The 25,326-nt window shown below is 47.9% G+C and carries 27 protein-coding genes; 18 read left to right on the top strand and 9 right to left on the bottom strand.

The window, feature by feature from the left end:
* The 3 genes from LHL18_RS09995 to pspF form a co-directional block, all read right to left on the bottom strand.
* Complete coding sequence (locus LHL18_RS09995) at positions 1 to 1,017, bottom strand: ABC transporter permease subunit (protein ID WP_226766987.1); 1,017 nt, start codon at positions 1,015 to 1,017, stop codon at positions 1 to 3.
* Positions 1,014 to 2,534, bottom strand: coding sequence for an ABC transporter substrate-binding protein (locus LHL18_RS09990; RefSeq protein WP_226766986.1), 1,521 nt, complete (start codon positions 2,532 to 2,534; stop codon positions 1,014 to 1,016). The genes LHL18_RS09995 and LHL18_RS09990 overlap by 4 nt, the downstream gene beginning before the upstream one ends.
* 125 nt (positions 2,535 to 2,659) lie before the next feature.
* Entirely contained in the window at positions 2,660 to 3,742 is a 1,083-nt protein-coding gene (gene pspF / locus LHL18_RS09985) for a phage shock protein operon transcriptional activator (protein ID WP_226766985.1), read from the bottom strand.
* A 184-nt stretch (positions 3,743 to 3,926) separates the two neighbouring features.
* Here pspF and pspA point away from each other — a divergent pair, with 184 nt between their 5' ends.
* The 15 genes from pspA (at position 3,927) to LHL18_RS09910 (ending at position 17,475) form a co-directional block, all read left to right on the top strand.
* Positions 3,927 to 4,598: a phage shock protein PspA gene (pspA, locus tag LHL18_RS09980; protein ID WP_134056208.1), complete on the top strand. Its 672-nt coding sequence runs from the start codon at positions 3,927 to 3,929 to the stop codon at positions 4,596 to 4,598.
* Between the two features lie 24 nt (positions 4,599 to 4,622).
* On the top strand, positions 4,623 to 4,859 hold the full coding sequence (gene pspB, locus LHL18_RS09975; protein ID WP_134056206.1) for an envelope stress response membrane protein PspB: 237 nt from the start codon (positions 4,623 to 4,625) through the stop codon (positions 4,857 to 4,859).
* Positions 4,852 to 5,268 (top strand): envelope stress response membrane protein PspC, encoded by a 417-nt coding sequence (gene pspC, locus LHL18_RS09970; protein WP_134056204.1) that lies wholly within the window; start codon positions 4,852 to 4,854, stop codon positions 5,266 to 5,268. Before pspB ends, pspC begins: the two co-directional genes overlap by 8 nt.
* An 18-nt stretch (positions 5,269 to 5,286) precedes the next feature.
* Complete coding sequence (locus tag LHL18_RS09965; RefSeq protein WP_226766984.1) at positions 5,287 to 6,666, top strand: YcjX family GTP-binding protein; 1,380 nt, start codon at positions 5,287 to 5,289, stop codon at positions 6,664 to 6,666.
* Positions 6,663 to 7,676 carry a TIGR01620 family protein gene (locus LHL18_RS09960; protein WP_226766983.1) on the top strand — a complete coding sequence of 338 codons (1,014 nt, stop codon included), beginning with the start codon at positions 6,663 to 6,665 and terminating at the stop codon, positions 7,674 to 7,676. Before LHL18_RS09965 ends, LHL18_RS09960 begins: the two co-directional genes overlap by 4 nt.
* A 103-nt stretch (positions 7,677 to 7,779) precedes the next feature.
* Positions 7,780 to 8,988 (top strand): trans-sulfuration enzyme family protein, encoded by a 1,209-nt coding sequence (locus LHL18_RS09955; RefSeq protein ID WP_226766982.1) that lies wholly within the window; start codon positions 7,780 to 7,782, stop codon positions 8,986 to 8,988.
* A gap of 185 nt (positions 8,989 to 9,173) precedes the next feature.
* A complete protein-coding gene (phhA, locus tag LHL18_RS09950; protein WP_134056196.1) occupies positions 9,174 to 9,974 on the top strand; it encodes a phenylalanine 4-monooxygenase in 801 nt (266 codons plus the stop codon).
* Between the two features lie 8 nt (positions 9,975 to 9,982).
* The gene (locus LHL18_RS09945; RefSeq protein ID WP_134056194.1) at positions 9,983 to 10,324 is read left to right on the top strand and encodes a 4a-hydroxytetrahydrobiopterin dehydratase; all 342 of its coding nucleotides are present in this window, start codon (positions 9,983 to 9,985) and stop codon (positions 10,322 to 10,324) included.
* 153 nt (positions 10,325 to 10,477) lie between these two features.
* Positions 10,478 to 12,040: a transcriptional regulator TyrR gene (tyrR, locus tag LHL18_RS09940; RefSeq protein WP_226766981.1), complete on the top strand. Its 1,563-nt coding sequence runs from the start codon at positions 10,478 to 10,480 to the stop codon at positions 12,038 to 12,040.
* A gap of 214 nt (positions 12,041 to 12,254) precedes the next feature.
* Positions 12,255 to 13,328 (top strand): 4-hydroxyphenylpyruvate dioxygenase, encoded by a 1,074-nt coding sequence (gene hppD / locus LHL18_RS09935; RefSeq protein ID WP_134056190.1) that lies wholly within the window; start codon positions 12,255 to 12,257, stop codon positions 13,326 to 13,328.
* Complete coding sequence (locus LHL18_RS09930; protein WP_226766980.1) at positions 13,321 to 14,454, top strand: homogentisate 1,2-dioxygenase; 1,134 nt, start codon at positions 13,321 to 13,323, stop codon at positions 14,452 to 14,454. The genes hppD and LHL18_RS09930 overlap by 8 nt, the downstream gene beginning before the upstream one ends.
* Before the next feature lie 23 nt (positions 14,455 to 14,477).
* Positions 14,478 to 15,494 (top strand): fumarylacetoacetate hydrolase family protein, encoded by a 1,017-nt coding sequence (locus LHL18_RS09925; RefSeq protein WP_226766979.1) that lies wholly within the window; start codon positions 14,478 to 14,480, stop codon positions 15,492 to 15,494.
* Positions 15,495 to 15,496: 2 nt separating this feature from the next.
* Entirely contained in the window at positions 15,497 to 16,135 is a 639-nt protein-coding gene (maiA, locus tag LHL18_RS09920) for a maleylacetoacetate isomerase (protein WP_226766978.1), read from the top strand.
* A 187-nt stretch (positions 16,136 to 16,322) separates the two neighbouring features.
* Positions 16,323 to 17,252, top strand: a complete 930-nt coding sequence (locus LHL18_RS09915; protein WP_226766977.1) for a chemotaxis protein — start codon at positions 16,323 to 16,325, stop codon at positions 17,250 to 17,252.
* A 10-nt stretch (positions 17,253 to 17,262) separates the two neighbouring features.
* A complete protein-coding gene (locus LHL18_RS09910; RefSeq protein WP_134056185.1) occupies positions 17,263 to 17,475 on the top strand; it encodes a hypothetical protein in 213 nt (70 codons plus the stop codon).
* Between the two features lie 2 nt (positions 17,476 to 17,477).
* Here LHL18_RS09910 and LHL18_RS09905 read toward each other — a convergent pair whose 3' ends face one another.
* Genes LHL18_RS09905 through gloB form a run of 3 tightly spaced genes read right to left on the bottom strand, consistent with a single transcriptional unit; the run spans position 17,478 to position 20,425 of the window.
* Positions 17,478 to 17,975: a hypothetical protein gene (locus LHL18_RS09905; RefSeq protein WP_226766976.1), complete on the bottom strand. Its 498-nt coding sequence runs from the start codon at positions 17,973 to 17,975 to the stop codon at positions 17,478 to 17,480.
* 10 nt (positions 17,976 to 17,985) lie between these two features.
* Complete coding sequence (locus LHL18_RS09900; protein WP_226766975.1) at positions 17,986 to 19,593, bottom strand: LysM peptidoglycan-binding domain-containing protein; 1,608 nt, start codon at positions 19,591 to 19,593, stop codon at positions 17,986 to 17,988.
* Between the two features lie 55 nt (positions 19,594 to 19,648).
* Positions 19,649 to 20,425: a hydroxyacylglutathione hydrolase gene (gene gloB, locus LHL18_RS09895; protein WP_226766974.1), complete on the bottom strand. Its 777-nt coding sequence runs from the start codon at positions 20,423 to 20,425 to the stop codon at positions 19,649 to 19,651.
* 30 nt (positions 20,426 to 20,455) lie between these two features.
* On the opposite strand from gloB, the gene LHL18_RS09890 reads away from it, so the two are divergent.
* Positions 20,456 to 21,196, top strand: a complete 741-nt coding sequence (locus LHL18_RS09890) for a class I SAM-dependent methyltransferase (RefSeq protein WP_134056183.1) — start codon at positions 20,456 to 20,458, stop codon at positions 21,194 to 21,196.
* On the opposite strand, the gene LHL18_RS09885 is transcribed toward LHL18_RS09890, so the two are convergent.
* Together LHL18_RS09885 and LHL18_RS09880 are read right to left on the bottom strand one after the other, a co-directional pair.
* Positions 21,175 to 21,708, bottom strand: coding sequence for a GNAT family N-acetyltransferase (locus LHL18_RS09885; protein WP_226766973.1), 534 nt, complete (start codon positions 21,706 to 21,708; stop codon positions 21,175 to 21,177). The genes LHL18_RS09890 and LHL18_RS09885 overlap by 22 nt on opposite strands.
* 11 nt (positions 21,709 to 21,719) lie before the next feature.
* Positions 21,720 to 22,253 (bottom strand): DUF2058 domain-containing protein, encoded by a 534-nt coding sequence (locus LHL18_RS09880; RefSeq protein WP_226766972.1) that lies wholly within the window; start codon positions 22,251 to 22,253, stop codon positions 21,720 to 21,722.
* 147 nt (positions 22,254 to 22,400) lie between these two features.
* Between LHL18_RS09880 and LHL18_RS09875 the strand changes: the two genes are divergently transcribed.
* Both LHL18_RS09875 and LHL18_RS09870 read left to right on the top strand, forming a co-directional pair.
* Positions 22,401 to 23,711 carry a DEAD/DEAH box helicase gene (locus LHL18_RS09875; RefSeq protein ID WP_226766971.1) on the top strand — a complete coding sequence of 437 codons (1,311 nt, stop codon included), beginning with the start codon at positions 22,401 to 22,403 and terminating at the stop codon, positions 23,709 to 23,711.
* A 266-nt stretch (positions 23,712 to 23,977) separates the two neighbouring features.
* A complete protein-coding gene (locus tag LHL18_RS09870) occupies positions 23,978 to 24,190 on the top strand; it encodes a cold-shock protein (RefSeq protein WP_027669659.1) in 213 nt (70 codons plus the stop codon).
* Positions 24,191 to 24,261: 71 nt separating this feature from the next.
* Here LHL18_RS09870 and dinB read toward each other — a convergent pair whose 3' ends face one another.
* Positions 24,262 to 25,326, bottom strand: a complete 1,065-nt coding sequence (dinB, locus tag LHL18_RS09865) for a DNA polymerase IV (protein ID WP_226766970.1) — start codon at positions 25,324 to 25,326, stop codon at positions 24,262 to 24,264.

The raw sequence follows: 25,326 nt of genomic DNA, 5'->3' as shown, positions 1-25,326 counted from the left end.
TCAGCGTTTCCTTGCCAACGGGTTAAAAACGGTGTGAAGTATTTCGGTCAGCATATTTACTGTTATGACGAGGGTTGATATTACCAGCAAACCGGCTTGAATAGCCGGATAATTACGCTGATAAATGCTGTCAATCAGCCAGCGGCCTATGCCGGGCCAGGAAAAGATAACTTCAGTAATCATTGCCAGCGTGATCAGCGTACTGAATTGCAAACCAATTTGCCGTATTACAGGCAACAGTGCGTTACGAAGTGCATGCCGGTACAGTACCTGCCCGCGGTTCAACCCTTTTGCCCTGGCTGTCTTTATATAGCTTTGCTCCCACACATCCAGCATTGCATCGCGGGTAAATCTTATCATTACAGTCGTCGGGAAGGTTGCCAGCACAATGGTAGGCAGCAGCAAATGCCGTAGTGCGTTTAGCATAGCTTCCTGGCGATGTGCGGTACCTGACAGCAGGATATCCGGCAGCATAAAGCCGGTAACATGGTTGATTTCGTATAAAACGCCAATCCGCCCAGCAGTCGGTAGCCAGCCCAGCGCGAGGGAGAACAACATGATAAGCAGTAGGGCCCACCAAAACACCGGAATAGAGTACCCGGCAACCGCAACCGCAGAGATCAATTTACTCAGTGTACCTTCGGGTTTGATGGCAGCAATAATACCGATGGGTATACCAATAAAAAACGAAATCAGTAGTGCGTAAGATGCCAGCTCCAGTGTTGCTGGCATCAGCATCTGCATTTCCTGTAGCAGGGGTTGCTGACTGGAGAATGATAATGCCCAGTTTCCAGAGAAAATGCGTCCCAGATAAGCCAGATATTGTGCAATGTAACCCTGTTCCATCCGGTATTCCTGTTGTAACAGGGGCAACTGTTCTGCAGAAATATGCCTTAAACCGGTAAAGTTCTGCAGCGGTTCACCCGGAAACAAATATCCAAGACTAAAAGCAAAAATGCTCAGGGCAATAAAGACGAAGGCCAGCAGAAACATCCGGCGCAGCAGATATAAGATCATTTTACATCCTTCACAGCATTAGCCAGCGCAATTCCGCCATACGGGTTTATTCGCACGCCTTTGATATCGCTGCTAATTGCCTGAAAACGCTGGGAATGTGCGATACTGAGCAACGGCATTTGTTCAGCCAGATATTGCTGCGCTGCCATATAATAGCTGCGCCGCTGTTTCTGATCAGCGGTAAGCAAGGCCTGGCTTATCAGATTGTCAAAGGTTTCGTCACACCAGTTAGCCCGGTTTGAGCCGGTCAGTGCTGCACTACAGCTTAGCAATGGCCGGAAGAAATTATCCGGGTCGGCATTGTCTGCCGACCAGCCTATTAACACTGAATCATGCTCATAAGAGCCAAGCTTACGACGAAAGCTGTTCCACTCGTACGACACAATGCTGGCGCGCACGCCAATTTGTGCTAAGTCGGCCTGCATCAACTCAGCCATTTTCAGAGCATTAGGGTTATACAGTCGTTGCACCGGCATCGCCCAGATATCCATACTAAAGCCATCGGGATAACCAGCTTCAGTTAATAAGGCTTTTGCTTTAACCGGGTCATATTGCTGTACTGCCAGGTTAGGGTTATATGCCCATGACGTTGGTGGTAGTACGGAATCGGCGGCGGTGGCGTGGCCAAAATATACGGCCTGCAAAATCGCATCGCGGTTAATGGCATGTGCCAGTGCCTGACGCACTTTTACCTGATCAAACGGAGGCTTAACGGTATTAAATGCCCAAAAGCCAATATTCATGCTGGTGCTTTCCTGCACATCAACATCGGGCCTTTTACTAATTAAGCCAAGTTCAGCTACGCGGGGAAAAGCCACCACATCGCATTCATGTGTGAACAATTTCGCCATGCGCCGCGCGTTGTTAGGAACTATGTCGAACACCAGTTGTTCTGGCTTGGCCGGTTCACGCCAGTAATTGCGGTGGCGATAATAGCGGATAAGCACATCTTTTTGGTATTCCTTAAACCTGAAAGGGCCGGTACCTATCGGATGGCTGTCCATTCTGGATAACTGGCCCGATTTAACGAGTAGAGCACCATATTCAGCCGACAAAATAGCCGCAAAATCGGTTGCGATATTAGATAAAAATGAGCTGTCAGGCCGGCTTAACTTAAAACGCACCTGATGTGGCGTGTCCGCGGTAACACTGTCGACCAGATCTGCCCAATCTACACTCTGGAAAAAAGGATAGTTTCCACCACCCTGGCGGTGGAACGGATGATTGCGTTGCATAATACGGTTGAAAGTAAAAACCACATCTTCAGCCTGTAGCGGTCTGGATGGGCTGAAGTATTCTGTCTGATGAAATTGCACATCGTCACGCAGGGTAAAAAGATAGGTTTTACCATCTGCGCTAACCTGCCAGCTTTTGGCGAGCGCCGGCACCAGTTCGCCTGTATCTGCGTCTATCTCCAGCAGCCGGTCATAAAGTTGCTGGCTGATAGCGTCAATAGTGGTACCAGACGTTACCAGTTGAGGATTAAATGTTTCGGGAGAGCCCTCTGAGCAGTACACTAGGCCACTTCGTACCGTGTCCGGCAAGGGAGGCTTGCATCCACTTAGTAAGCTGATACTACACACAAGTAAAGACATCGTGCAGCGATTGAAACCATATAATGACATGTGGCCGTGGTTTGGCTTCATACTTGTTGGCTGTCCAGTAACTGATACTTTTTCATGTAGCCACGCAACTGATGATACGTCAGATTGAGCAATTCTGCGGTTTTTTTCTGGTTGAACTGGCTTGCAGCCAACGCCTGCTTAATCAGGCTGACCTCAAAATCCTGTGACAAGGTTTTAAAGTCCTGCGTCTGAGTAAAATCGAACAGGCTGGAACCGCTTGCTGTTGGTGCTTGTACTGCAGTCTGTGGTGCTATCGTGGCTTCAGCTGTAACTGCGGCAATTTGCGGCTTTGGCGCTTTGATACGTTGTTTCGGCCGGTACGGTGATTCGAACGGATCCAGCAAAATATCATGTACCGGCACATAAGCATTATTTGTGCGGTAAACACTGCGCTCCACCACATTTTTCAGTTCACGTACGTTACCGGGCCAGTGGTAATCCAGCAAAGTACGCTTAGCCTTTTCACTAAAGCCACTAAATAATTCAAAGCCGAGCTCGCGGGCCATGTTAATGGCAAAATGTTCTGCCAGCAGCAGAATATCTTCGCGTCTTTCCCGCATCGGTGGCAGGGTGATAACATCAAAAGCCAGCCGATCGAGTAAGTCAGCACGAAATTCACCGTGCTCGGCCAGCACCGGCAAATCTTCGTTGGTTGCGCAGATTAACCGTACATCTGTTTTGATAGGCCTGCTGCCGCCAACCCGTTCGAATTCCCCATATTCAATTACACGCAGCAGTTTTTCCTGAACCAGGCCTGGCGTGTTTGCCAGCTCATCAAGAAACAAGGTACCGCCGTGAGCGCGTTCGAAGCGGCCTTCATGACGTTTACTGGCACCGGTAAAAGCGCCGGCTTCGTGGCCAAACAATTCGCTTTCCAGTAAGTTCTCATTTAGCGATGCACAGTTAAGTGTCAGGTATTGCTGATCCCAGCGTTGGGACAAAAAGTGCAAACGGGCGGCGATAAGTTCTTTACCTGTACCCCGTTCACCGATAATGAGTACCGGTTTGTCCAGCGGTGCAATTTGCGAGACCTGATCCAGCACATTAAGAAAGCTGTTAGACTGCCCCACCAGATTATCTTGTTGGAATTTTCTGCTCATGGCGTGCTATTAGTTAGTTAAATTGGCTAATTAGTAGTGTATTTCATAATGACTGACAGCAGAAGCTTTTCATTAAAATAAATAAAAAATCATAGTATTCAATAAATTAAATTAATTTAAAAAGTTGGCAAGAAACCTGAATAGCTTAGGTTGTACTTAACCAGTCATTTATGAGGTAAATATTATGGGTATTTTTTCACGCTTCTCAGACATAGTGAATTCAAATATCAACGCATTATTAGATAAAGCCGAAGATCCGGAAAAAATGGTGCGCTTGATTATTCAGGAAATGGAAGACACTTTAGTAGAAGTGCGTTCTTCTTCTGCTAAAACCATCGCAGAGAAAAAAGAATTGCAACGTGTGGTCAACCGTTTACAGGAAGAAGTTAGTGACTGGCAAAGCAAAGCTGAGCTGGCGCTGAGCAAAGAACGCGAAGACCTGGCCAGAGCGGCACTGATTGAGCGGCAGAAGGCTGCAGAGCAAGCAGATTCTGTTACGGCAGATATCGCCAATCTGGATGAGCATATCGGCAAGTTACAAGACGAAGTAGCGCAGCTGCAGGAAAAACTGGCAGATGCCAAAGCGCGGCAGAAGTCGATGCTGATGCGTCAGAAAACTGTAGCGTCGCGCCTGGAAGTGAAAAAGACACTGGATAGCAACCGTATCAATGATGCGATGTATAAATTTGAGCGTTATGAGCAGAAAATTGATACGCTGGAAGCTCAGGTTGAAGCTTATGATCTGGGTAAGAAAACCTTAAAAGATGAATTTGCTGAGCTGGCTGCACAGGAAAAAATTGACAATGAGCTGGCAGCGTTAAAAGCTAAAGTAAATCAAAAAGATAAAGACGCCTGATAATCAGGCGTCCGGGAGTTGCAGATGGATATTCATGAAATAATTTTTGTGCCACTGATCCTGTTTATGATTTTTGTGGCGCCAATCTGGGTCATAATGCATTACCGCAGTAAGAACAAGATTGGGCAGGGGTTGTCAGATCAGGAACTGTCACAGTTAAATGAACTGGCGCAACGGGCGGAAAAAATGGCTGACCGCATTAAAACGCTGGAAGCCATATTGGACGCCGAAAGTCCGAAATGGAGGGCTCAGCATGACTAAGCAGAAACGCGAACTGCTGCGGGATGATGCCAATGGTAAGATTGCCGGCGTATGTGCCGGTATCGCAGATTACTTCGGCTGGGAGCTTTGGCTGGTAAGGATCATTACCGTATCAGCATTTTTTCTCGGTGCTGGCGGTTTCGTGTTCGTCCTGTATGTCGCAGCCTGGGTGGTGCTGGAAAAAAAGTCCAAAGCTGCTGCCAGGCTGGAAACCACCGCTGACTACAAACCTGCCACAGAGCGTCCGGTTGAAGTGAAAACCCGCGTTTGGCAGCGCGGCGAAGCACCTAAACAAGCTTTGCAGCATTTGTCTAATCAGTTTAACGGTTTGGAGTTACGCTTGCGTGATATAGAACGCCACGTAACGTCCGCAAAGTTTCAGCTAAACCGTGAATTTAACAGTCTTTAATTCATTACGTTGTTGCCTATGAGTTTATTTGGTAGGGTCAAGCACCAGGGGCGTGAGCTAACCAGCCGCGCCCTGGAGCGTCATCTTCGCCTAGGGGTTACAGGGCTCAGTGGCTCTGGTAAAACGGCATTTATCACCTCTTTGGTGCATCAGCTTACTCAGGGTGACAATAGCGGTAATTTACCATTTTTTGATGTCGTGCAGCAGCAGCGCTATTTGGGTGGGCAGCTAGCAGGCCAGGTTTTGGCTGTGCCCCGTTTTCCGCTTGAGCAAAACCTGCAGTATCTGCAGCAAGAGCCACCTGTCTGGCCTCCCTCAACTACTGGCTGGAGTCAGCTTAATCTACAATTACGTTATAAGGCTGGTTCTGGTGTTCGCGCCCATTTGCAGTCACATAGTGAGTTAGCGCTGGAGATCGTTGATTATCCTGGGGAATGGTTACTGGATTTGCCGATGCTGACCATGAATTATACCCAGTGGTGTGAATTCAGCTGGCAGTTGTTCAGTAAGGCTCACAGAGCAGAAACGGCACAACCATTCAAACAGTTGCTACAGGGTGCGGATATAAATGATGGTAGTGAGCTCTATGTTCAGCAGCTCACCGATAGCTACAAACAGCTACTGGCGCAATTTCATCAGACAGCAGGTGCTTATCTTAATCAGCCGGGCCGCTTGCTCATTCCTGGCGAGCTGGCTGGTGCACCTATGTTGCAGTTATTCCCTTTGTTACCAGAGCAGGCAAGCCAGAATACCGCGCTGGCAGCTAAGTTGACGCAGCATTACAACAGTTACTGCAAGCATGTCATTAAACCATTTTATCAGCGTTATTTTTCTACTCTTGATCGTCAGGTGATCCTGGTTGACTGTTTATCGGCACTAAATGCTGGCCATGCAGCGGTAACTGAATTACAGCAGGCTTTGCAACTTATTTTGCAAAGCTTTCATTATGGTCCGTCCAGCCTGTTACGGCGCTTATTTAAACCCCGGATAAGTAGGGTGTTGTTTGCTGCCAGTAAAGCAGACCATGTTACACCCGAGCAGCATAAATCACTGACCCTGTTATTACAGCAATTGCTGCAGCAGCCACTTAAAAACAGCCAATACCAGGCCGCTACGACTGAGGCAATGGCGATTGCGGCTATCCGTGCCAGTGCCAGTGGCTTTGTGCAGGTGGATGGGCTGGCCCAACCATGCCTTAGTGGTACGGCGGCGGATCAGAAAAAACTAAACTATTTTCCCGGTGAAGTACCGGCAACAGTGCCGCCGCAGGCAGTATTTGAACGCCATAAGTTTACCTTCTTACCGCTACAGCCTTTGCCCTGGCACGGCACTTCAGCGTTGCCGCATATACGCATGGATCATGTGCTGCAGTTTATTCTCGGAGACAAATTGCGATGACTGAATTAAAGCACGCAAAGTATTTTGATACAGCGCCTGCAGAACCAACACCGCTGACTTTACAAGGTGCCAGCCATTATGATGGCGATGAGTTTGTACCGGCAGCGCCTGATGACATTAAACCTGCAGTGAAGAAAAGCTCCTGGTGGTGGCGATTGCTTACTATTACCTTTTTGCTGGTGGTTGTTCTGGCCGGTTGGCAATGGGGCGTTACGGTAAAGCAAAGCTGGCAGCACAGCGTGTTATATGGTGGCTTGGTCACAGCCGTATCGTTGGCATTGTTATTACTGCTTGTAGCCTTAGTATGGCGCGAGCTCAAGCTATGGCGGCGCCTGGCACGAAACAGGCAATGGCAGCACAGTGCAGAACGCATCCGTAATAGCGTGCAGTATGGTGAAGCCGGGAAACTTTGCCTTGCTGTTGCGGCAAGCTTGCCGTCAGAGCCCGCGATTACTGCGGCTGTAAAACAATGGCAAGCTGCGCTTAAAGACGAGCACAGTGATGAAGAGCAGCTGCAACTTTTTGATCGCTTTGTTTTGGCGCACTTAGATGCCCGTGCCCAACAGCTAATTTATCGGGCAGCGACGGATACCAGTATGGCCGTTGCTGTCGTGCCTTTTGCTCTGGCCGACATGCTATTGGTGCTATGGCGCAGTAGCCGCCTGCTGCGGGAGCTGGCACAGTTATATGGTGGGGCTATTGGCCAGCTGCGCAGCCTTGTGCTTTTGAAGCGTTTGTTCACAGCCCTTTTGTGGGCGGGCGGATCCGAACTGGCACTTGATATGGCGTCAGATGTTATAGGCAGTGAGCTCACGGCTAAGTTGTCAGCCAGAGCAGGACAGGGTGTGATCGCGGGTTTGTTAGTTGCACGGCTGGGCAATCTGGCGCAGCAGCAATTACGGCCATTGCCGGTAGCCCTTTCTGCAAAAGTAAGCCTGAAATCGCTGGCGCAATCTCTGTTCACCCGCTTTAAAAAAGCTGCGCCAACTAAAGCTGACAGCGTGGGCTAGTTTCTCCTGATACCGCCAGACTGCAAGATGTCTGGCGTGCTTCCATTAAGATTAAATTCTGCTATTTGTTACTGCGACTTTAACTTTCAGTAGCAGTAAAATCATGCATAACTCTAAACACGATAAAAACAAAAACGCAGAAACATTGTGTATTCACGCCGGTAAAGAAAAAAACCAGCACGGTACTCTTGCCACACCTTTGTATCAAAGCTCAACCTTTGTATTCGATAATGCCGAACAGGGCGCAGCGCGGTTTGCCGGTGAAGCAGAGGGGTATATCTACACGCGTTTAGGTAACCCGACGACGCGCGAGCTGGAGCTGAAAATTGCTGCGCTGGAAGGTATGGCTGATGCGGCAGCAACCGCTACAGGGATGGGCGCTGTGGCCGCGGCTACCATGGCTTTTTTAAGTCATGGCGATCATCTGCTTGCCAGTAAAGCGATTTATGGTTGCAGTTTTGCTTTGTTCAATCATATGTTTGCCCGCTACGGTATAGAAGTCAGCTTTGTCGATATGACAGATCATGCTGCAGTGGAGCAGGCGGTTAAGCCCAATACCAAGATGTTGTTTGCAGAAACACCCATTAACCCGAATATGGTGGTGCTGGATCTGGCCTTTCTGGGTGATGTTTGCCGACGGCATCAACTTATTTCCGTTATTGATAATACGTTTATGACGCCACTGCTGCAGAAGCCGGCAGAATTTGGCATTGATATTGTTGTCCACAGTGCGACCAAATATCTTAACGGACATGGCGATGTTGTAGCCGGGCTTATAGTGTCTGATAGTGACACTATTAACACGATAAAGCTGACGACATTAAAGGATATGGGAGCGACGATAAGCCCGCACGATGCCTGGCTGATTATCCGTGGTTTAAAAACTCTGGCGGTGCGTATAGAGCGCCACTGCACTAATGCACAAAAAGTTGCCGAGTTCCTAGAAGCCCACCCGGCTGTGCGCGAAGTGTATTACCCTGGGTTGCCATCTCACCCGGGGTTTAAGTTTATTGGTACGCAAATGAAAGCGGCTGGTGGTGTACTAGCATTCGAGCTTAATGCTAGTCTGGATGAAAGCCGTTACTTTATTAATCAATGCCGCTTACTCAGCCTGGCTGTTAGTCTGGGAGATGCAGAGTCGCTTATTCAGCATCCGGCTTCGATGACGCACAGCCCTTACACTGCAGAGGAGCGGCAGATGGCAGGGATCAGCGATGGCTTAATCCGCGTTTCTGTTGGGCTTGAACATGTCGATGATATTATTGCTGATCTGGCGCAGGCGCTGGACAAAATGCAGCTGCGTCAGCGCTAGCACTTATTCTGTTGTAAGACATTCTTTACAAAAATGCAGGTGGTATTAGCGGGCAAGCAGTTTAACTCTTGCCGCACTATCGCTTAGTATCCGCAGTAACTAATGAGCTGCCAGCCATAATTACAATCAACTCAGCGGCAGTTCAGCGGGACATCCCGTATAACAGAATAGTCAACAGGTTGTATATGAGTAAGTCGAGTAAGTATGTTTCCCGTCAGTCGGACGAAACGGGCTTTATCGCCTGGTCCGATGAAGAAAATCAGATCTGGCATGAGCTGATCAGCCGGCAACTGAGTGTGATAGAAGGTAAAGCCTGCGATGAGTATATGGCTGGCTTACAGAAGCTGCAGTTGCCGACGGATCGTATTCCGCAGCTGGAGGAAGTTAGTAAGGTTTTGCGTGCAACGACAGGCTGGGAGTGTGCAGAAGTCCCAGCTCTGATTAGCTTTGATAAGTTTTTTGAACTGCTAGCCAATAAGCGCTTTCCGGTGGCGACTTTTATCCGTAGCCGGGAGGAGTTTGATTACCTGCAGGAGCCGGATATTTTTCACGAGATATTTGGTCATTGCGCCATGTTAACTAACCCGGCATTTGCCGAGTTTACCCATATTTACGGCAAGCTTGGACTGGCCGCCAACAAACAAGACAGGGTGTATCTGGCTCGGTTGTATTGGTTTACCATCGAGTTTGGTTTGCTTAAAACTGAGAAGGGCCTGCGCATTTACGGTGGTGGGATCTTGTCATCGCCAGGTGAAACAACTTACGCACTGGGTTCTGATATTCCCGAACGCAAACCGTTTGATGCGCTGGATGTACTGCGCACGCCTTACCGCATCGATATCATGCAGCCCATCTACTTTTTGATAGAGCGTATTGATCAACTGTTTGATATTGCGCATCTGGATATGATGACGCTGGTCGAGCAGGCGAAAGCACTGGGGTTGCATGCGCCTAAATTTCCACCGAAAGAAAAACAAGCAAGTTAGGAAAAAATATGTCTGAATTAAAAGCAATGCAATGTGAAGCCTGTCGCGCTGACGCACCTAAAGTCAGCGACGCAGAGCTGCCTGAGTTGATGCGCCAAATCCCCGATTGGGCGCCCGTCGTGCGCGATGGTATTTTACAGCTGGAACGTGAGTTTAAATTTAAAAACTTCAAACAGGCCTGGGCGTTTAGCAATAAGGTCGCCGGGCTGGCAGAAGAAGAAGGCCATCATCCGGCGATACTGCTCGAGTGGGGCAAGTTGACAGTGACCTGGTGGTCGCACTCTATTAAAGGCTTGCACAAGAATGATTTTATTTGTGCTGCCAAAACAGACAGTTTGCTGGCTGATTAATCTGTTTTGCGCTAAGCTGCTCAGCAGCGCAGCTTAGCGCAAAACCCATGTAAAATATCTCTCTGTTCACATTTCTTTACAAAACTACTGGTTTCTTGTCTGCTGAATGCCTTATTATGCTATTTATCACCTAGTCTTAAGGCGCGTTGCGATATGCGGTTAGAAATTCAATGCCAGAACCGGCTTGGCCTGGCGCAGGAAGTATTAAATGTTTTGGTAAGTTATCAACTCGATTTAAGAGGCATCGAAGTCGACCCCGGGCTGAGCCGGATGTATGTGTCATTTCCAACAGTAAATTTTGAGAAGTTTCAGGAGCTGATGGCGAAAATGCGCCGCATCAGTGGCGTTGAAGATGTTAAAACCACAGCATTTATGCCATCAGAGCGCGAGCACAATGAATTGTCTACCTTGTTACGCACATTGCCAGATGGGCTTATCGCTATAGATATTAAAGCCAACATTACCGTTATAAATGATGCTGCGCTAGACGCTCTGGCTGTTTCGCATGATGCTGTTGTTGGGCAGTCACTGCAAGGGATGGTAAAGGGTTTTAACTTTCTACGCTGGCTGGAAAGTGATGACGTACTGGCACAAACCCGCAGGCTTGAAATACACGGTAAACGCTTTGTCGCGGATGTACTGCCGGTTATGGTACCGGATGAAACCGGCCACGAAATTCTGGCTGGCGCGGTGATAAATCTGAAATCTGAAAGCCGTCTGGGTCAGCATATTGTCGCGTTTAAAAAAGGCGATCAGGAAAGCTTTAATACATTGCAGGCGCACAGCAACCTGATGCGTAAAGTGGTACGTGAAGCCAAAAAAATGTCACAGCTGGATGCGCCAATTCTGATTATGGGAGAGACAGGTACGGGTAAAGAATTACTGGCCCGCGCTTGTCATGCTGCCAGTAGCCGCTCCGGCAAGCCCTTTTTGGCTCTGAACTGCGCCTCGCTGCCAGATAATGTCGCTGAGTCAGAGTTATTTGGTTATGGAGCGAACGCCTTCCCAGGTACAACTGAAGGGAAAAAGGGCATTTTCGAACAGGCCAATGGCGGCACCGTCTTTTTGGATGAAGTCGGTGAAATGTCGCATCAGCTGCAAACTAAACTTATCCGCTTTTTACAGGATGGTAGTTTCCGCCGGGTGGCTGATGAGAATGAAGTGAAAGTAGATGTCAGGGTTATTTGTACCACACAGAAAGATTTACCTGCGATGGTGCAGGAAGGGAAGTTCCGCGAAGATTTATACTACCGGCTGAATGTGTTGACATTGGCGTTGCCAGCGCTGCGTGAACGAAAACAGGACGTGATCCCGTTGGCAGAATTCTTTATTGCCCGCTTCGCTGCCAGACTGGGCCGAAAAGCACCAAAGTTAACTGATAGCTGTGCTAACTTCTTACAAAGCTATCCTTGGCCGGGTAATGTGCGGCAGCTGGAAAATGCACTATACAGAGCCATTACATTGCTTGATGGTAATGAGCTGGATAAAGAGCATTTGCAGTTACCCAGCTACACCAATGACTTTGGTTATCTGGAGCAGGACTTCGATGGCACCCTGGATGAAGCCGTTAAGCGCTTCGAAGCCAATTTGTTACGTAAGTTATTTCCTGCGTATCCCAGCTCAAGGCAATTGGCGAAGAAGCTTGGGTTAAGTCACACCGCCGTTGCGAATAAATTGCGGGATTATGGTATTAATCGTAAGAGTGTAAAAATTTAAATACGATTTGTGCATTAAATTGTACTTTGTGTTGGCCGCTAATGCCCATTAGCGGCCTTTTTTGATTACTAAAGCGGCAAACCCTTTTTTCGTATTGCCAACTTTACAAAACACACTGTTGACTCCGTTCCAGTCATGACGTGCTGCCCTCTTTCTTTTTTTTGCCGCAAGCGCATTATTAGCGCCATCAAAGACGTAGCAGGGATTAATTGACATGTTAGATAAAATAAACCCACTGGGTACCGATGGTTTTGAGTTTGTTGAATACACTGCTGCTGATGCAGACGGCATTCAGAAACTAAAAGATTTATTTTATTCATTAGGTTTCACTGAAGTTGCAAAGCATCGCTCTAAACAGGCGTGGTTGTATAAGCAGGGAGATATCAATTTTATTGTCAATGGCGAGCCTAATTCACAGGCAGAAGAGTTCGCCCGTCAGCATGGCCCGAGTGTATGCGCTATGGCATTTAGGGTGAAAGATGCGGCGCAAGCGCTAAAGCATGCAGTGGAAAACGGCGCCAAAGAATATAAAAATCAGGTTGGCCCGATGGAGCTGAACATCCCGGCCGTGTACGGTATTGGTAGCAGCTTGTTGTACTTTGTTGACCGTTATGGTGCCAGCTCTGTATACGATATAGATTTCAAATATTACGACAACTGGCAGCTTGAGATGTCCAAGCACGGTGTAGGTCTTGAAGTGCTGGATCATTTAACGCACAACGTGATGCGCGGCAATATGAACGTCTGGGCGGGTTTCTATGAGAATATCGGCAACTTCCGCGAAATCCGTTATTTTGACATTGAAGGTAAGTTAACCGGCCTGGTGTCTAAAGCTATGACAGCGCCTTGTGGCAAGATCCGTATTCCAATTAATGAATCATCTGACGACAAATCACAAATTGAAGAGTTTATCCGCGAATACAAAGGTGAAGGCATCCAGCATATCGCGCTGACGACCGAAAATATTTATGAGACGGTACGCACTCTACGTAGCCGTGGCATGGATTTTATGCCAACACCGGACACTTACTACAACAAAGTAAACGAGCGTGTGGTTGGTCATGATGAAGATCTTGAGCAACTGCGTGAGCTTAGAATTCTGATTGACGGTGCGCCGATGAAAGATGGTATTTTGCTACAGATTTTTACCAAAACTGTTATTGGCCCGGTTTTCTTTGAAATTATTCAGCGCAAAGGCAACGAAGGTTTTGGCGAAGGTAACTTTAAAGCCCTGTTTGAATCTATTGAAGAGGATCAAATCCAGCGCGGAGTGCTGAGCAATGCGTAAATGGGCATCGTTTCCGTTAAAGGAAGGAGATGTATCACGCCAGGCTCATGCTGACTTTCCTGAGCAGGCGATTTATGAGCGTGAAACAGGGCGTAGCGGTTTTTTTGGCCCGGCTACGCACTTTCACCACCGGCATGCGCCAACAGGCTGGAGTGACTGGCAGGGGCCGTTACGGCCGCATTTATTCAACTTCAATGAGATAGGTGCTGATAAGTCCAATTCGCCTTGGGCGGTGCCGGATTTGTTGTTTAATGCGCACGTTAAAATGCGTACCTGGCGACTGAGCGACAGCATGAGCAAGCTGGTACGTAATGCAGACGGCGATGAACTGCTGTTTATCCATGAAGGCAGTGCAGAGCTGTATTGCGATTATGGCCATATGACAGTGCGGGATGGTGATTATATTGTGATCCCGCGTTCTACCATGTGGCGGCTTGAACCAAAAGAGCCAATGTTTGTTCTGCTGATTGAGGCAACCAACGACAGTTATCAGCTACCGGAAAAAGGTTTGGTAGGCAACCATGCGATTTTTGATCCGGCAATGCTGGATACGCCAAAAATCAACGATGCATTCAAAGCGCAATACAGTGAAGATAGCTGGCAGGTTGAAGTTAAGCGCCATGGCCAGGTTTCAGTTATCACTTACCCTTATAACCCGCTTGATGCTATCGGTTGGCATGGTGATTTAGCCGTAATGCGCATTAACTGGCGTGATATCCGGCCTTTGATGAGTCATCGCTACCATTTACCGCCGTCGGCACACACGACTTTTGTCGCACAGCGCTTTGTTGTTTGTACTTTTGTCCCCCGGCCAATTGAAAGCGATCCGGGCGCATTAAAAGTACCGTTCTATCACAACAATGACGATTATGACGAAGTGCTGTTTTACCACGCCGGAGACTTTTTCAGCCGCGACAACATCGAAAAGGGTATGGTCACCTTCCATCCGGCAGGCTTTACTCACGGACCGCACCCAAAGGCTTTTCAGGCTGGGTTGGAATACCGGAAAAAGTTTACTGACGAAGTGGCAGTGATGCTTGATACCCGGGATGCGCTGGAAATGGGTGCAGCAGCACTGGCGACAGAAAATCCTGAGTATGTGAATAGCTGGAAGGTAAAACCCTGAGCGTGTTCGGTTAAGGAATTAAAATGAAGTTAGCAAGTTTAAAAAATGGCAGCCGCGATGGCTTGTTGGTTGTTGTAAGTCGTGATTTAAGCCGCTGCGTCGCGGTGCCGGCAGTGGCTGCCACTATGCAGCAGTTACTGGACAACTGGGCGCAGCTTAGCGTAAAGCTGGAAGAAGTCTATCTGGCGCTGAACAGTGGCAAAGTGGACGGTGAAATGGCGTTTGAACAGGCACAGTGCGAATCACCGTTGCCGCGTGCTTATCAGTGGGCTGATGGCAGTGCTTATGTCAACCATGTAGAGCTGGTGCGTAAAGCGCGTAATGCTGAAATGCCACCGAGCTTCTGGACTGATCCGCTGATGTATCAGGGCGGCTCAGACGATTTTATCGGCCCACGTGACAATATTGATGTAGTAAGCGAAGACTACGGCATCGATTTTGAAGGTGAAGTGGCAGTCATTACCGATGACGTGGCAATGGCCAGCAGCGCCGATGAAGCACGCAGCAAAATCCGATTACTGATGCTGGTAAACGATGTATCACTGCGTGGTCTTATTCCGAATGAACTGGCCAAAGGCTTTGGTTTCTTCCAGTCAAAACCGGCATCGGCTTTTAGCCCGGTAGCGGTAACGCCGGATGAACTGGGTGATAAATGGAAGGGCGGCCGGGTGCACCTGCCACTGTTATCGACGTACAACGGTAAGTTGTTTGGTAAGCCTAATGCCGGTGTCGATATGACGTTCGATTTTGGCCAGCTGGTGGCGCATGCGGCGAAAACCCGTAACCTGGGCGCTGGCGCTATTATTGGCTCGGGTACGGTGTCGAATAAGCAGGGCACTGATCACGGTACTTCGGTAGAAGAAGGTGGTGTAGGGTACAGCTGTATTGCCGAAATCCGCATGATTGAAACGATTCGCGATGGCAAGCCAGCGACTGCTTTTATGCGTTTTGGCGACACCATTCGTATGGAAATGCTGGATGAACAGGGCAACAGCATCTTCGGCGCTATTGACCAGCAGGTCGTGCAATATAAGGGGTAAGTATGCAGCTTTACGGTTACTGGCGTTCATCAGCAGCATATCGGGTACGTATCGCGCTGAATCTGAAGCAATTAAGCTATGATAATCTGCCTGTTCACCTGATTAAGAATGGCGGTGAGCAGCACAGTGACCGCTATAAGCTTCTCAACCCTGCCGAGTTGGTGCCAACGCTGATTGATGATGGTCTTACCCTTAATCAGTCTCTGGCGATCATTGAATATCTGGATGAAGTTTATCCTGAGCCAAGCTTATTACCGCAGGAACCAGCAGCACGGGCTTTAGTCCGTGCACTGGCGCTCGATATCGCCTGTGATATTCATCCGCTCAACAACTTGCGCGTGCTGCAGTACCTGACAGGGCCTCTGGCAATTAACGAAGCACAAAAACTACAATGGATAACTCATTGGCTTAGTACCGGTTTTGCTGGGCTGGAGCGGCGTTTGCAAGACACTGCCGGGCAGTTTAGCGTCGGTGACGAGATCACGCTGGCAGATCTTTGTCTGGTTCCTCAGGTTTATAATGCCCAGCGGTTCGCATTGGATATGTCTGCCTATCCCACTATTAGTTCAGTCCATCATCATTGCCAGCAATTGGCAGCTTTTGCTCTGGCAGCCCCTGAACAACAGCCTGACGCGCAGTAAAAACATATGCCGGCTCGGGCCTGCACCAACGACTCTGAGCTAGTGCTAGACGATTAGCTAATGTCGCCTATGCTTAAACAAGATTTTTGTTTTTCTAGCTAGCGCTGACATTGCGTTGTGGTTAACAACATGCTTTAGTGTCGGCATAAATAGTGATTGGCTGAGAATGGCCCAGAAGGAACAGCTTATGAGTAAATTAATGGCTGCGGTAAACCAGCGTACAAATCTGGTGGGAAACAATCGGTTAGAACTGTTGTTATTCCGGTTATACGGTACTCAGCCGTTTGGCATTAACGTATTCAAAGTACGGGAAGTGTTGCAGTGCCCGGAATTGACAGAAATGCCAGGTTCCAGTCCTCATGTACGGGGTATTGCACATTTGCGTGGCGTGCCGGTTATGGTTATTGATCTTAGTCAGGCAACGGGTGGTAAGCGTATAGAGGATTTATCCAGTGCTTATGTATTGGTGACAGAATATAACCGCCACACGCAGGGGTTTTTAGTCAATGGTGTTGACCGTATTGTCAACACGAACTGGGATCAGATCCTGCCGCCGCCAAAAGGTGCTGGTGCCGGACATTATCTGACTGCTGTAACTGAGATCGACGGTAAACTGGTGCAGATTATTGATGTTGAAAAGGTGTTCTCTGAAATTACTCCGGTAGATGAAGACGTAAGCGAAGATGTAAAATCTAAAGCCACAGCGCGGGATTTCAAAGATCTTATCGTGCTGGTTGCTGATGATTCTGCTGTTGCCCGTAATCAGGTGAAAAGAGCACTTAGCTCTATCGGCGTTCAGGTAGAGCTGGTCAACGATGGTCGCTTAGCATTGGACTGGCTAAATGCGAAAGCGGCAGAGTTGGGGGGCGATATATCAACTAAGGTTCCGTTGCTTATTTCGGATATCGAAATGCCGGAAATGGATGGATATACGCTGACGGCCGAGATAAAGGCAGACCCAGTATTGAGAAATATGCATGTCGTACTGCATTCTTCGTTAAGCGGTGTTTTCAATGAAGCCATGGTGAAGAAAGTGGGAGCTGATCAGTTTATTGCGAAGTTCCATCCGGATGAGCTAGCATCGGCTGTGCAAAAGTGGATGACTGCAGAGCAGTAGAGGTTGTTTTATGAAAATGTTTACATTACCTAAAAGGGCGCTTAATCGCGCCCTGGTTTATGCCGGGTTATTTGGAATAGTGTTTCAACTGACTGCGGCATGTTATGCGTGGTGGCATGGCGTCAGCCTGCAGGCAGGCTGGCTTTTGACATTGGTTGCGCCATTACTGTGTATTGCATCAGGTACACTATCTGCACTGCAGCTGCAAAAAGAACCCGATTAGCTTTAGCGGCGTGGTTTAAACATCCCTTCAACACGAACATCCTTTATGCCGTCCTCGGTAAACAAAAAATTTATCTGACCGGGGCCGCGGCTAAAGTGAAACTGTTCATCGTTAAGCTGTAAAACAAACTTGCCTTTGGCGTTAGTGGCTTCACTATCCTGATACAGCTTTATCACATAGTCGTCTATGGTCACTTCAAAGCCATTAATGGGTTCGTTAATAAAGTCCGGCACCCAGACCTGCTCATCATTTTGTAAGATTAGCGCCAGGGAATATTTCTGCGGTACAGACTGGACAGTCAGCGTATGGCGCCCGACGATAAAACGGTAGCTGCCTTCCTGGCGGAAGTAACTGAAGCCAAAATCAAATTCCTGGCTCTTCCCTGTGGCCAGATACACCTTTCCTTCCCCGGAGATATCAAACTGAGCATCACTTGTTGCGCTAAACAGCAACAAGCCGGTAAACAGAATCAGATATCGGACTAGCGGGTGGTTAAACATCGGCGCACCTTTATACCTGAGTAATATTTAACAACAATTTGAGCTGCTGTCCCGGTTGCAGATAGTTATTCGTATCAATTTTATTCCACTTTACAATATCGGATACTGTTACACTAAACCGCTGTGCTATTCGTGCCAGTGAGTCGCCCTTACGCACTTTATAGTTCACAGTGCGGGACACACCAGCAACTGATGCCGTGCTGTCCTGCTGCCAGATCGCCAATTTTTGCCCCGGTTTTAGTGCTGAACGTTTCGCAATGTTGTTCCATTTCGTCAACTGTTCTACGGTAACTTTATGTTCGCGACTGATATCCCATAACGTATCGCCCTGCTGCACAGTATAGTCTACCCTGTTACCACTGTTTTGCTGTTGCGCTTTAGCTATACGATTAGGAGCGCTTAATTCGTAGTTACTTTCATTGTCGGCTGCAACAGGGATTAATAGCGCCTGGCCCAGACGAATGGTATTACCCGAAAGCTTATTGATGCGCTGTAAGGCTGCAATATTGCTGTTGTGTTGCTGCGCAATTTTGCCAAGCGTATCACCTTTGGCCACGATATATCGTTTCCAGCGCAATAACTGTTGGCTGGTTGCTTGTGACAACTTTTGCTGAAATGCCGGTACCTGTTGCCTTGGCAGTACCAGATAATGAGGGCCATCAGGGTCGGTCGCCCACTGGTTAAAGCCCGGATTCAATGCCTGTAATTCGGAAACATTCATACCAGCCATTTCGGCAGCGATGGCCAGGTCTATCTGGGTTTTAATCTCAACAACATCTATTTTTGGTTCGTTAGCAATGAACTTCCAGACAATATCAAACTCGTCCGGACGTTTTAGAATATCGACTAATGCCAGTAACTTAGGGACATAAGCTGTGGTTTCGGCGGGTAAGTCGAGCGACCAGAAATCAGTTGGTAGGCGTCGTTTTTTGTTACGTTTAATCGCATTTAAAATCCGCCCTTCACCTGAGTTATATGCTGCGATGGCATTTAGCCAGTCACCTTCGAGTTTGTCATGCAAATACTGTAAGTAATCAAGTGCCGCTCTGGTTGACGCGATCACGTCACGCCGGCCGTCATACCAAAAATTCTGTTTTAAGCCAAAACGTTTACCGGTCGCGGGCATAAACTGCCACATGCCTGCAGCAGCGGCATGTGAGTAAGCAAAAGGGTCAAAAGCGCTTTCGACAATAGGGAGTAATGCCAGTTCCAGCGGCATGTTACGCTTTTCAAGTTCCTGAACGATGTAATGTAAAAAAGGTTGAGCTCTGCCAGCTACGCGATCCAGGTAGGCCTGATGGCTGCTGTAAAAGTTACGCTGCTCTACGATAGGCCTGGTTTGCGGCACGTTAAAAGTTAATTGAAACTGGATACGCTGCCATAAATCTTCCAGCTCAGTCGCGTCAGGGAGCTGTTCCTCGACATTGCCGGTGTTTTGGTTCCATAAACGGTAAGCTATTTGTTCAGCACTGGCGGCTTGTTTATGAAAGTCTGCTGGTTTGCTGTTGGTTTTCACCACTGGCGTTTTTTCAGCCTGCTCCGGTTCAACAGAGGAATTATTACTGACGCATCCTGCGAGTAAAACGGCTGCAGCCACAGCAGAAATTCTTAAAAGCATTACATCATTCCTGTCTAAAAGTACGAATGTTACCTGTTCAGCCCCTGATTGCAAGTCAACCTTTAAACTGGTCTTTAGCCGCTCTTAACGCTGTAAACAGGCCAAGTGCAGAATCTTGCTGCCAACTTCGCTGTAATACTTTGTTATCGCAACGTAAAAAGGGATTCACCAGCTTTTCTGTCTTCAGCATTGATGGCAGAGTAGGAGCATTTTTTTTACGTAAACGGGCACAATGCCCCGCATATTCGACTAACGCCGTGTTAGTTGGTTCGGCACTGAGGGCAAACTTCAGATTTGCGATAGTGTATTCATGTGTGCAATAGACCTGAGTGTCGTCGGCAAGCGCACTCAGTTTGTTCAGAGAGTGCCACATCTGTTCCGGTGTGCCCTCAAATAATCGGCCACAACCGGCGCTGAATAAGGTATCACCGCAAAACAAAACCGGCGCTGAATAATAAGCAACATGGCCCAGCGTATGTCCTGGTACTGCTATTACCTCGAAAGTCAGGTCAAAGGCCGCCAATATTATTCTATCGCCATCTTTCACCGTTTGTGTTAGCCCCGGTATTCGGTGTTGTTCGGCGGCCGGGCCAATAACCCTAACGTCTGGGTAGTGTTGTTTCAACACCATAATGCCGCCGGTATGATCGGCATGGTGATGTGTTATAAGGATGGTATCCAGTTGTAGTTGGTGCTTCGCCAGATATTGCAGTACATTATCGGATTCGCCGGGATCAACAATCAGGCAGTGTTTGTTCTGCGGCTGACATAACGCCCAAATATAGTTATCCTCAAAGGCAGGTATAGGTGTAATCTGAAACATAGTGATCATAATGTTAATGGATCCGGGTTGTAATTTAGCATGAAACCGGCGTTAAGCGAAAAAGACCAGGCTTATCCATCAGATTGGCAGCAGTTTAGCCAGGGCGAAGCCTTGAACCAGGCTATCGTCAATGTGTTGCAGCCTTGGTGGCAGAAGATATTCGGCTATTACCTGCTAAAAGTTGGCGATCTGAGCTGCCAGCTCGATACCTCAGGGTGCAAAGTTCAGCACCACATTGCTGTTGGGCGCTCCAGCGCAGGGCTAATGTTGCAGGCCGAAGCGGATGCACTGCCTTTTTGCGAGAACGGTGTAGATGCAGTGCTATTGAGTCACAATCTGGAATTCACGCCAGACCCGCATCATGTTGTGCGCGAGGCTCACAGGGTACTGCGCTCAGACGGATACCTGCTGCTTACTGGTATCAATCCTTACAGTATGGTGGGCTTGTTAAAATGCTGGCCCGCGTTGAGACGCCGTTACCCCTGGCAGGGCCGTTTCTTCAGTGTTTCACGGGTAAAAGACTGGCTACATCTGGTTGGTTTTGAAATATTGTCAGAGCAACGCTTTTTCTGTTCTGCGATGGTGGCTCGTGAGCATAACGAGGGGGTGTTGCAGCAATGGACAGAACGCTATTTCAGTTATTTTGCTTCAAGCTACATTATCGTTGCGCGTAAGCGCGAATTACCATTAACGCCAATCCGGCCAAAATGGCAGTTGAAACCCACTTTCGCGCAGCAGGTAAAGGGGGTGAGTGCATGTCAGCGCGCAGACGATATATGACTTTGCAGCAGGTAGTTGTTAGCGCACTGTAGCGCTTGTTCCGCTTGTAGTGTCATAAAATAGAGTCGTATGTTCTCCTGTTCAGGTGGAGGGCTGAGCATAAAACCAAGACTTTGATAGCATTGAACCGCAATGCTGTTATGGCGGTGCACATACAACGAAATTGTTCGCAGTTGCTGCTGTAAGGCCTGTATTATCAATTCTGCGATAAGAACTTTAGCCAGGCCCTGGCCTCTGGCATCAGGTGCAATGACTAGCCGCGCCAGATGATGGCAGCCAAAGCGGTCACAGATCTGACCGAAGCCAACCAGTTGACCAGTCAGTGTGTTGAGCAAACTGTAACTCTGTGTTCCTGTGCGGCAAAGCAACTCCAGAAAGCGTAACTCAGAGCAAGGGTAGTCAAAGTTGTCTCCGCCCCAACTCTGCTGCTCATCGGCGGAATGAAACCAGCTTTGCAACAGCTGCATTTCAGCAATATTGGCCAGCGCCAACTGCAATACCATTGTTGTCATTGCCTAAGCGGCTACCACATCAGATCATCAGGAATTTTAAAGTCAGCATAGGGATCATCTTCATCTTCCTGCTGTTGTTTCGCATTGAGCACGACGATGCTTTCTGCCTGACGTTGAGTAATTTTCTCTGCAACTGCCGTAGGTACCAGATAGTACTGCTCGTCTTGTTTGGCTATGGCCAGTAAACCGCGGCTTAATTCATCATGTTGCCGACTGCTCACATACAGCCGTTTAACCAGTTTACCGTCCGTGAAGTTATAACCAACTTCACCGTTAGCTTTAATTGTGTTATTCCCAATTAATTGTTTTACCTGAGCAGCAATGGCTTTTTGCTGCAGAGCAGCCTGTTTCTGCTGATTAAGTTGCTTGTCACGTTCAACCTGCTGCTGGCGTTTTTGCTCTGCCAACATACTGGCTTCATTCACAACAGGCTGGTTTTTACTAGCCTGCACTTTTTGTTTATGTTTTTCTTTTTTAACGGCTTTGAGTTTTTTTGCATCGGCTAACCCGGCCTTTAACAGTTGCTCTTTCAGCGCATTACTCATAACTAACTCTGCTCATACAATAGCGGTTGGGGGATATACGATAGTTATCTATAGTAACGCAAACGCTGAAGGTAAATAAATCAAACTAACTCAATTTGTCAGCTTCGGTTATCATATAGCGGTAATTTAAGGTTGAAGAGGTTCATTTTGCCATTTAATGATTTGTCGCTTGATCCCAGGTTGATGCGCTCGGTACAGCATCTGGGTTTTGTCAAACCTACAGAGATCCAGCAGGAAGCTATCCCGGCGGTTATGGTTGGACGGGATTTAATTGTTTCCTCGCAAACCGGTTCAGGTAAAACCCTGGCGTACCTGTTGCCTATGATGCAGCGCTTATTAAAAAGTCGCCCATTGTCAAAACGTGATGCCAGAGCACTAATTCTTGCTCCTACACGTGAATTAGCCAGGCAGGTTTATGCGCAGTTACGGCTTTTTGTGGCAAATACTCCCTTAACGTCAGCGCTGATTGTCGGTGGTGAAAACTTTAATGACCAGGAAAAACTGCTCAAACGTGAGCCTGCGATTATCGTCGCGACTCCAGGCCGTTTTGTTGATCACCTTGAGCACAAATCAGTGTTTATTAATGGCCTGGAAATGCTGATCCTTGATGAAGCTGACCGCATGCTGGATTTAGGCTTTTTGCCCCAGCTAACCACCATTAATAAAGCTGCCGATCACAGACTGCGGCAAACCTTATTATTTTCGGCAACCCTCGAGCATGCTGACGTTGATGAGCTGGCGCTGGCTTTATTGAAAAATCCTTACCGGGTCGCGGTTGGAACGGCTCACCAACAGCATCAGGACATCAGCCAGCGTTTTTATCTGGCAGATCACCTGACACATAAAGAGGCCTTACTACAGCATTTCTTAAAACAGGATGCGATGAAGCAGCTGATTATCTTCACCGCAACACGTGAAGATGCCGAGCGTTTAGCAGAGCTTTGCGTGCAGCAGGGAAAAACAGCTGTGGGTTTAAGCGGTAAGTTGTCACAAAGCAGCCGTAACAGCGTGATGCAGGCTTTTGCCTCATGTAAGTATCAGGTGTTGGTGACAACTGATCTGGCGTCACGGGGCTTGGACTTATTGCAGGTCTCTCACGTTATCAACTTTGACCTGCCAAAACATGCCGAAGAGTACGTGCACCGTATTGGTCGTACAGGCCGTGCCGGTATGAAAGGTGAGGCTATTTCACTTGTCGGCCCCAAAGACATCGCAGCGCTGACAAGAATTGAAGCTTTTCTGCGTCAAGCCACAGAGTACAGTGTGGTAGAGGGGTTACAGGCGAAATTTGATGGTAAAGCTAAAACCAGTAAGATGCCGGCCAAGGTGGCTGCAACTAAGAAGAAAACTGACAGCTTGAAAGCGTCAAAGAAAACAACAAAGAAACCTTCGGCCAAACCTGCGTTTTTCCAGGGCGGGGATGACGGTTCACTGCCGGTAAAACGCAAGCAAAAATAAATTTCAAGTTGATTATTTTTTCGCCATTAATGCGCTACACTGACAAAGTTGTTACTGCAAACAGTAGCAACAGGGTAATCAGTAACGTAGTACAGGTTACTGATGCGGTCAGAAAGAAAATATTTTCTGTGCGGCTGGCAAGGTTATTGACCCCTTATATGGCTTAACTGATAATGAGGGCGAAAATATATACTCGTCAACTGCTTTGGCCGGTAATATTTAAGTCGCCAGCGAGCTGGCAAAATTAGTTAATGTAAGAGAGTGTTATGTCACAGTTAATTTCCGGTTCAGTTAAGTGGTTCAACGAAGAAAAAGGTTACGGTTTCCTGGAGCGTGAAGGTGGTAAGGATGTTTTCGTTCACTTCCGCGCGATCAACGGTACCGGCCGTAAAACTTTAGTTGAAGGTCAGAAAGTTACTTTCGAAGTAACTGAAGGCCAAAAAGGCCCACAAGCTGAAAACGTAACTGTTATCGGATAATTCCGGCCAGGCTTGCATAAAACCGGCTTTAGCCGGTTTTCTGTTATCTGACAGACACACTTTTATGGTTTTTAAAACGGCAATGTTAATTGTTGCAAATGCTCTGTCTTAAACCCGATATGCAAACCGATTAATCTTACCCCTTGTTGCTGTCTGCGTTGCCAGGCTTCATCCAGTAGTGGAAGTAGTTTATCCAGTTGTAGTGGTTGGCCCTGTTTTTCAACGGTAGTTTGCCGAAAATCACTGAACTTTAATTTAACACCAACTTTGTGTATTGGAGCGGCCCGTCCGGCGGCCGTTGTGCTGTAGTGTTCAAGCCTGCGTTGTAATTGCGGTAAAAGCTGGCTGATGGCTTCAACACATTCGGTATAGTGCAGTAAGTCTTGTTCCAGTGTGCGTTCCACACCCAGCGATTTGCGTTGTTCATTTTTAAACACTGGCCTTTCATCAATGCCTTGGCTGCGTTTAAGTAAGCTATCTGCCAGGCTGCCAAAGTGTTTAACCAAAAGTGGTAACGGCGCATTGGCGATGTCGGCGCAGTAATGTAAACCTAACTGACTTAACCGCTCAGCCGTTTTACTACCCACACCGGGTAGCCGCTTTAAAGGCAAGGTTTTAACAAAGCCGTCAACCTGATCCGGGGTTATCACAAAAAGCCCGTCTGGCTTATTTTCATCGCTGGCAATTTTCGCCAGAAATTTATTTGGCGCTACGCCAGCTGAGGCTGTCAAACCTGTCTCAGTATAAATACTTCTGCGGATATCTTCCGCTATTCTGGTGGCACTGCCGTGATGCAATGAGCAATCACTGACATCCAGGTAAGCTTCATCCAGCGATAACGGCTCAATATGTTCGGTGTAACGCTGGAAAATACTGCGGATCTGTCTGCTGGCCGTCTTATACTTTTCCATGTTGCCATTTAATAAGGTCAGGTGTGGGCACAGCTTCAGTGCCTGCCCTGTTGGCATGGCAGAGCGTACGCCAAACGCCCGAGCCGGATAGTTACAGGTTGATATGACGCCACGGCTTTGCCTTGACCCACCGATAGCCAGTGGGATGTGACGCAGAGTAGGGTTATCACGCATTTCTACCGCTGCAAAAAAGCAATCCATGTCGATATGTATTATTTTACGCAT

Origin of the sequence: Rheinheimera aquimaris (genome assembly GCF_020531985.1) — a bacterium.
Classification (GTDB): Bacteria; Pseudomonadota; Gammaproteobacteria; order Enterobacterales; family Alteromonadaceae; genus Alishewanella; species Alishewanella aquimaris.
Note: the sequence above shows the minus strand (reverse complement) of the source record. Positions and strands in the feature narration are given on the sequence as shown.

What these genes read in the sequence shown, in the direction of transcription:
- LHL18_RS09910 (WP_134056185.1), top strand. Translation starts at nt 17,263, where the DNA reads ATGAAAATGTTTACATTACCTAAAAGGGCGCTTAATCGCGCCCTGGTT.
- LHL18_RS09925 (WP_226766979.1), top strand. Translation starts at nt 14,478, where the DNA reads ATGAAGTTAGCAAGTTTAAAAAATGGCAGCCGCGATGGCTTGTTGGTT.
- LHL18_RS09870 (WP_027669659.1), top strand. Translation starts at nt 23,978, where the DNA reads ATGTCACAGTTAATTTCCGGTTCAGTTAAGTGGTTCAACGAAGAAAAA.
- LHL18_RS09880 (WP_226766972.1), bottom strand. Translation starts at nt 22,253, where the DNA reads ATGAGTAATGCGCTGAAAGAGCAACTGTTAAAGGCCGGGTTAGCCGAT.
- pspA (WP_134056208.1), top strand. Translation starts at nt 3,927, where the DNA reads ATGGGTATTTTTTCACGCTTCTCAGACATAGTGAATTCAAATATCAAC.
- LHL18_RS09890 (WP_134056183.1), top strand. Translation starts at nt 20,456, where the DNA reads ATGAAACCGGCGTTAAGCGAAAAAGACCAGGCTTATCCATCAGATTGG.
- LHL18_RS09960 (WP_226766983.1), top strand. Translation starts at nt 6,663, where the DNA reads ATGACTGAATTAAAGCACGCAAAGTATTTTGATACAGCGCCTGCAGAA.
- LHL18_RS09965 (WP_226766984.1), top strand. Translation starts at nt 5,287, where the DNA reads ATGAGTTTATTTGGTAGGGTCAAGCACCAGGGGCGTGAGCTAACCAGC.
- tyrR (WP_226766981.1), top strand. Translation starts at nt 10,478, where the DNA reads ATGCGGTTAGAAATTCAATGCCAGAACCGGCTTGGCCTGGCGCAGGAA.
- LHL18_RS09995 (WP_226766987.1), bottom strand. Translation starts at nt 1,017, where the DNA reads ATGATCTTATATCTGCTGCGCCGGATGTTTCTGCTGGCCTTCGTCTTT.
- maiA (WP_226766978.1), top strand. Translation starts at nt 15,497, where the DNA reads ATGCAGCTTTACGGTTACTGGCGTTCATCAGCAGCATATCGGGTACGT.
- gloB (WP_226766974.1), bottom strand. Translation starts at nt 20,425, where the DNA reads ATGATCACTATGTTTCAGATTACACCTATACCTGCCTTTGAGGATAAC.
- LHL18_RS09945 (WP_134056194.1), top strand. Translation starts at nt 9,983, where the DNA reads ATGTCTGAATTAAAAGCAATGCAATGTGAAGCCTGTCGCGCTGACGCA.
- pspC (WP_134056204.1), top strand. Translation starts at nt 4,852, where the DNA reads ATGACTAAGCAGAAACGCGAACTGCTGCGGGATGATGCCAATGGTAAG.
- LHL18_RS09905 (WP_226766976.1), bottom strand. Translation starts at nt 17,975, where the DNA reads ATGTTTAACCACCCGCTAGTCCGATATCTGATTCTGTTTACCGGCTTG.
- LHL18_RS09885 (WP_226766973.1), bottom strand. Translation starts at nt 21,708, where the DNA reads ATGACAACAATGGTATTGCAGTTGGCGCTGGCCAATATTGCTGAAATG.
- pspF (WP_226766985.1), bottom strand. Translation starts at nt 3,742, where the DNA reads ATGAGCAGAAAATTCCAACAAGATAATCTGGTGGGGCAGTCTAACAGC.
- dinB (WP_226766970.1), bottom strand. Translation starts at nt 25,326, where the DNA reads ATGCGTAAAATAATACATATCGACATGGATTGCTTTTTTGCAGCGGTA.
- LHL18_RS09915 (WP_226766977.1), top strand. Translation starts at nt 16,323, where the DNA reads ATGAGTAAATTAATGGCTGCGGTAAACCAGCGTACAAATCTGGTGGGA.
- phhA (WP_134056196.1), top strand. Translation starts at nt 9,174, where the DNA reads ATGAGTAAGTCGAGTAAGTATGTTTCCCGTCAGTCGGACGAAACGGGC.
- LHL18_RS09930 (WP_226766980.1), top strand. Translation starts at nt 13,321, where the DNA reads ATGCGTAAATGGGCATCGTTTCCGTTAAAGGAAGGAGATGTATCACGC.
- LHL18_RS09900 (WP_226766975.1), bottom strand. Translation starts at nt 19,593, where the DNA reads ATGCTTTTAAGAATTTCTGCTGTGGCTGCAGCCGTTTTACTCGCAGGA.
- LHL18_RS09955 (WP_226766982.1), top strand. Translation starts at nt 7,780, where the DNA reads ATGCATAACTCTAAACACGATAAAAACAAAAACGCAGAAACATTGTGT.
- pspB (WP_134056206.1), top strand. Translation starts at nt 4,623, where the DNA reads ATGGATATTCATGAAATAATTTTTGTGCCACTGATCCTGTTTATGATT.
- hppD (WP_134056190.1), top strand. Translation starts at nt 12,255, where the DNA reads ATGTTAGATAAAATAAACCCACTGGGTACCGATGGTTTTGAGTTTGTT.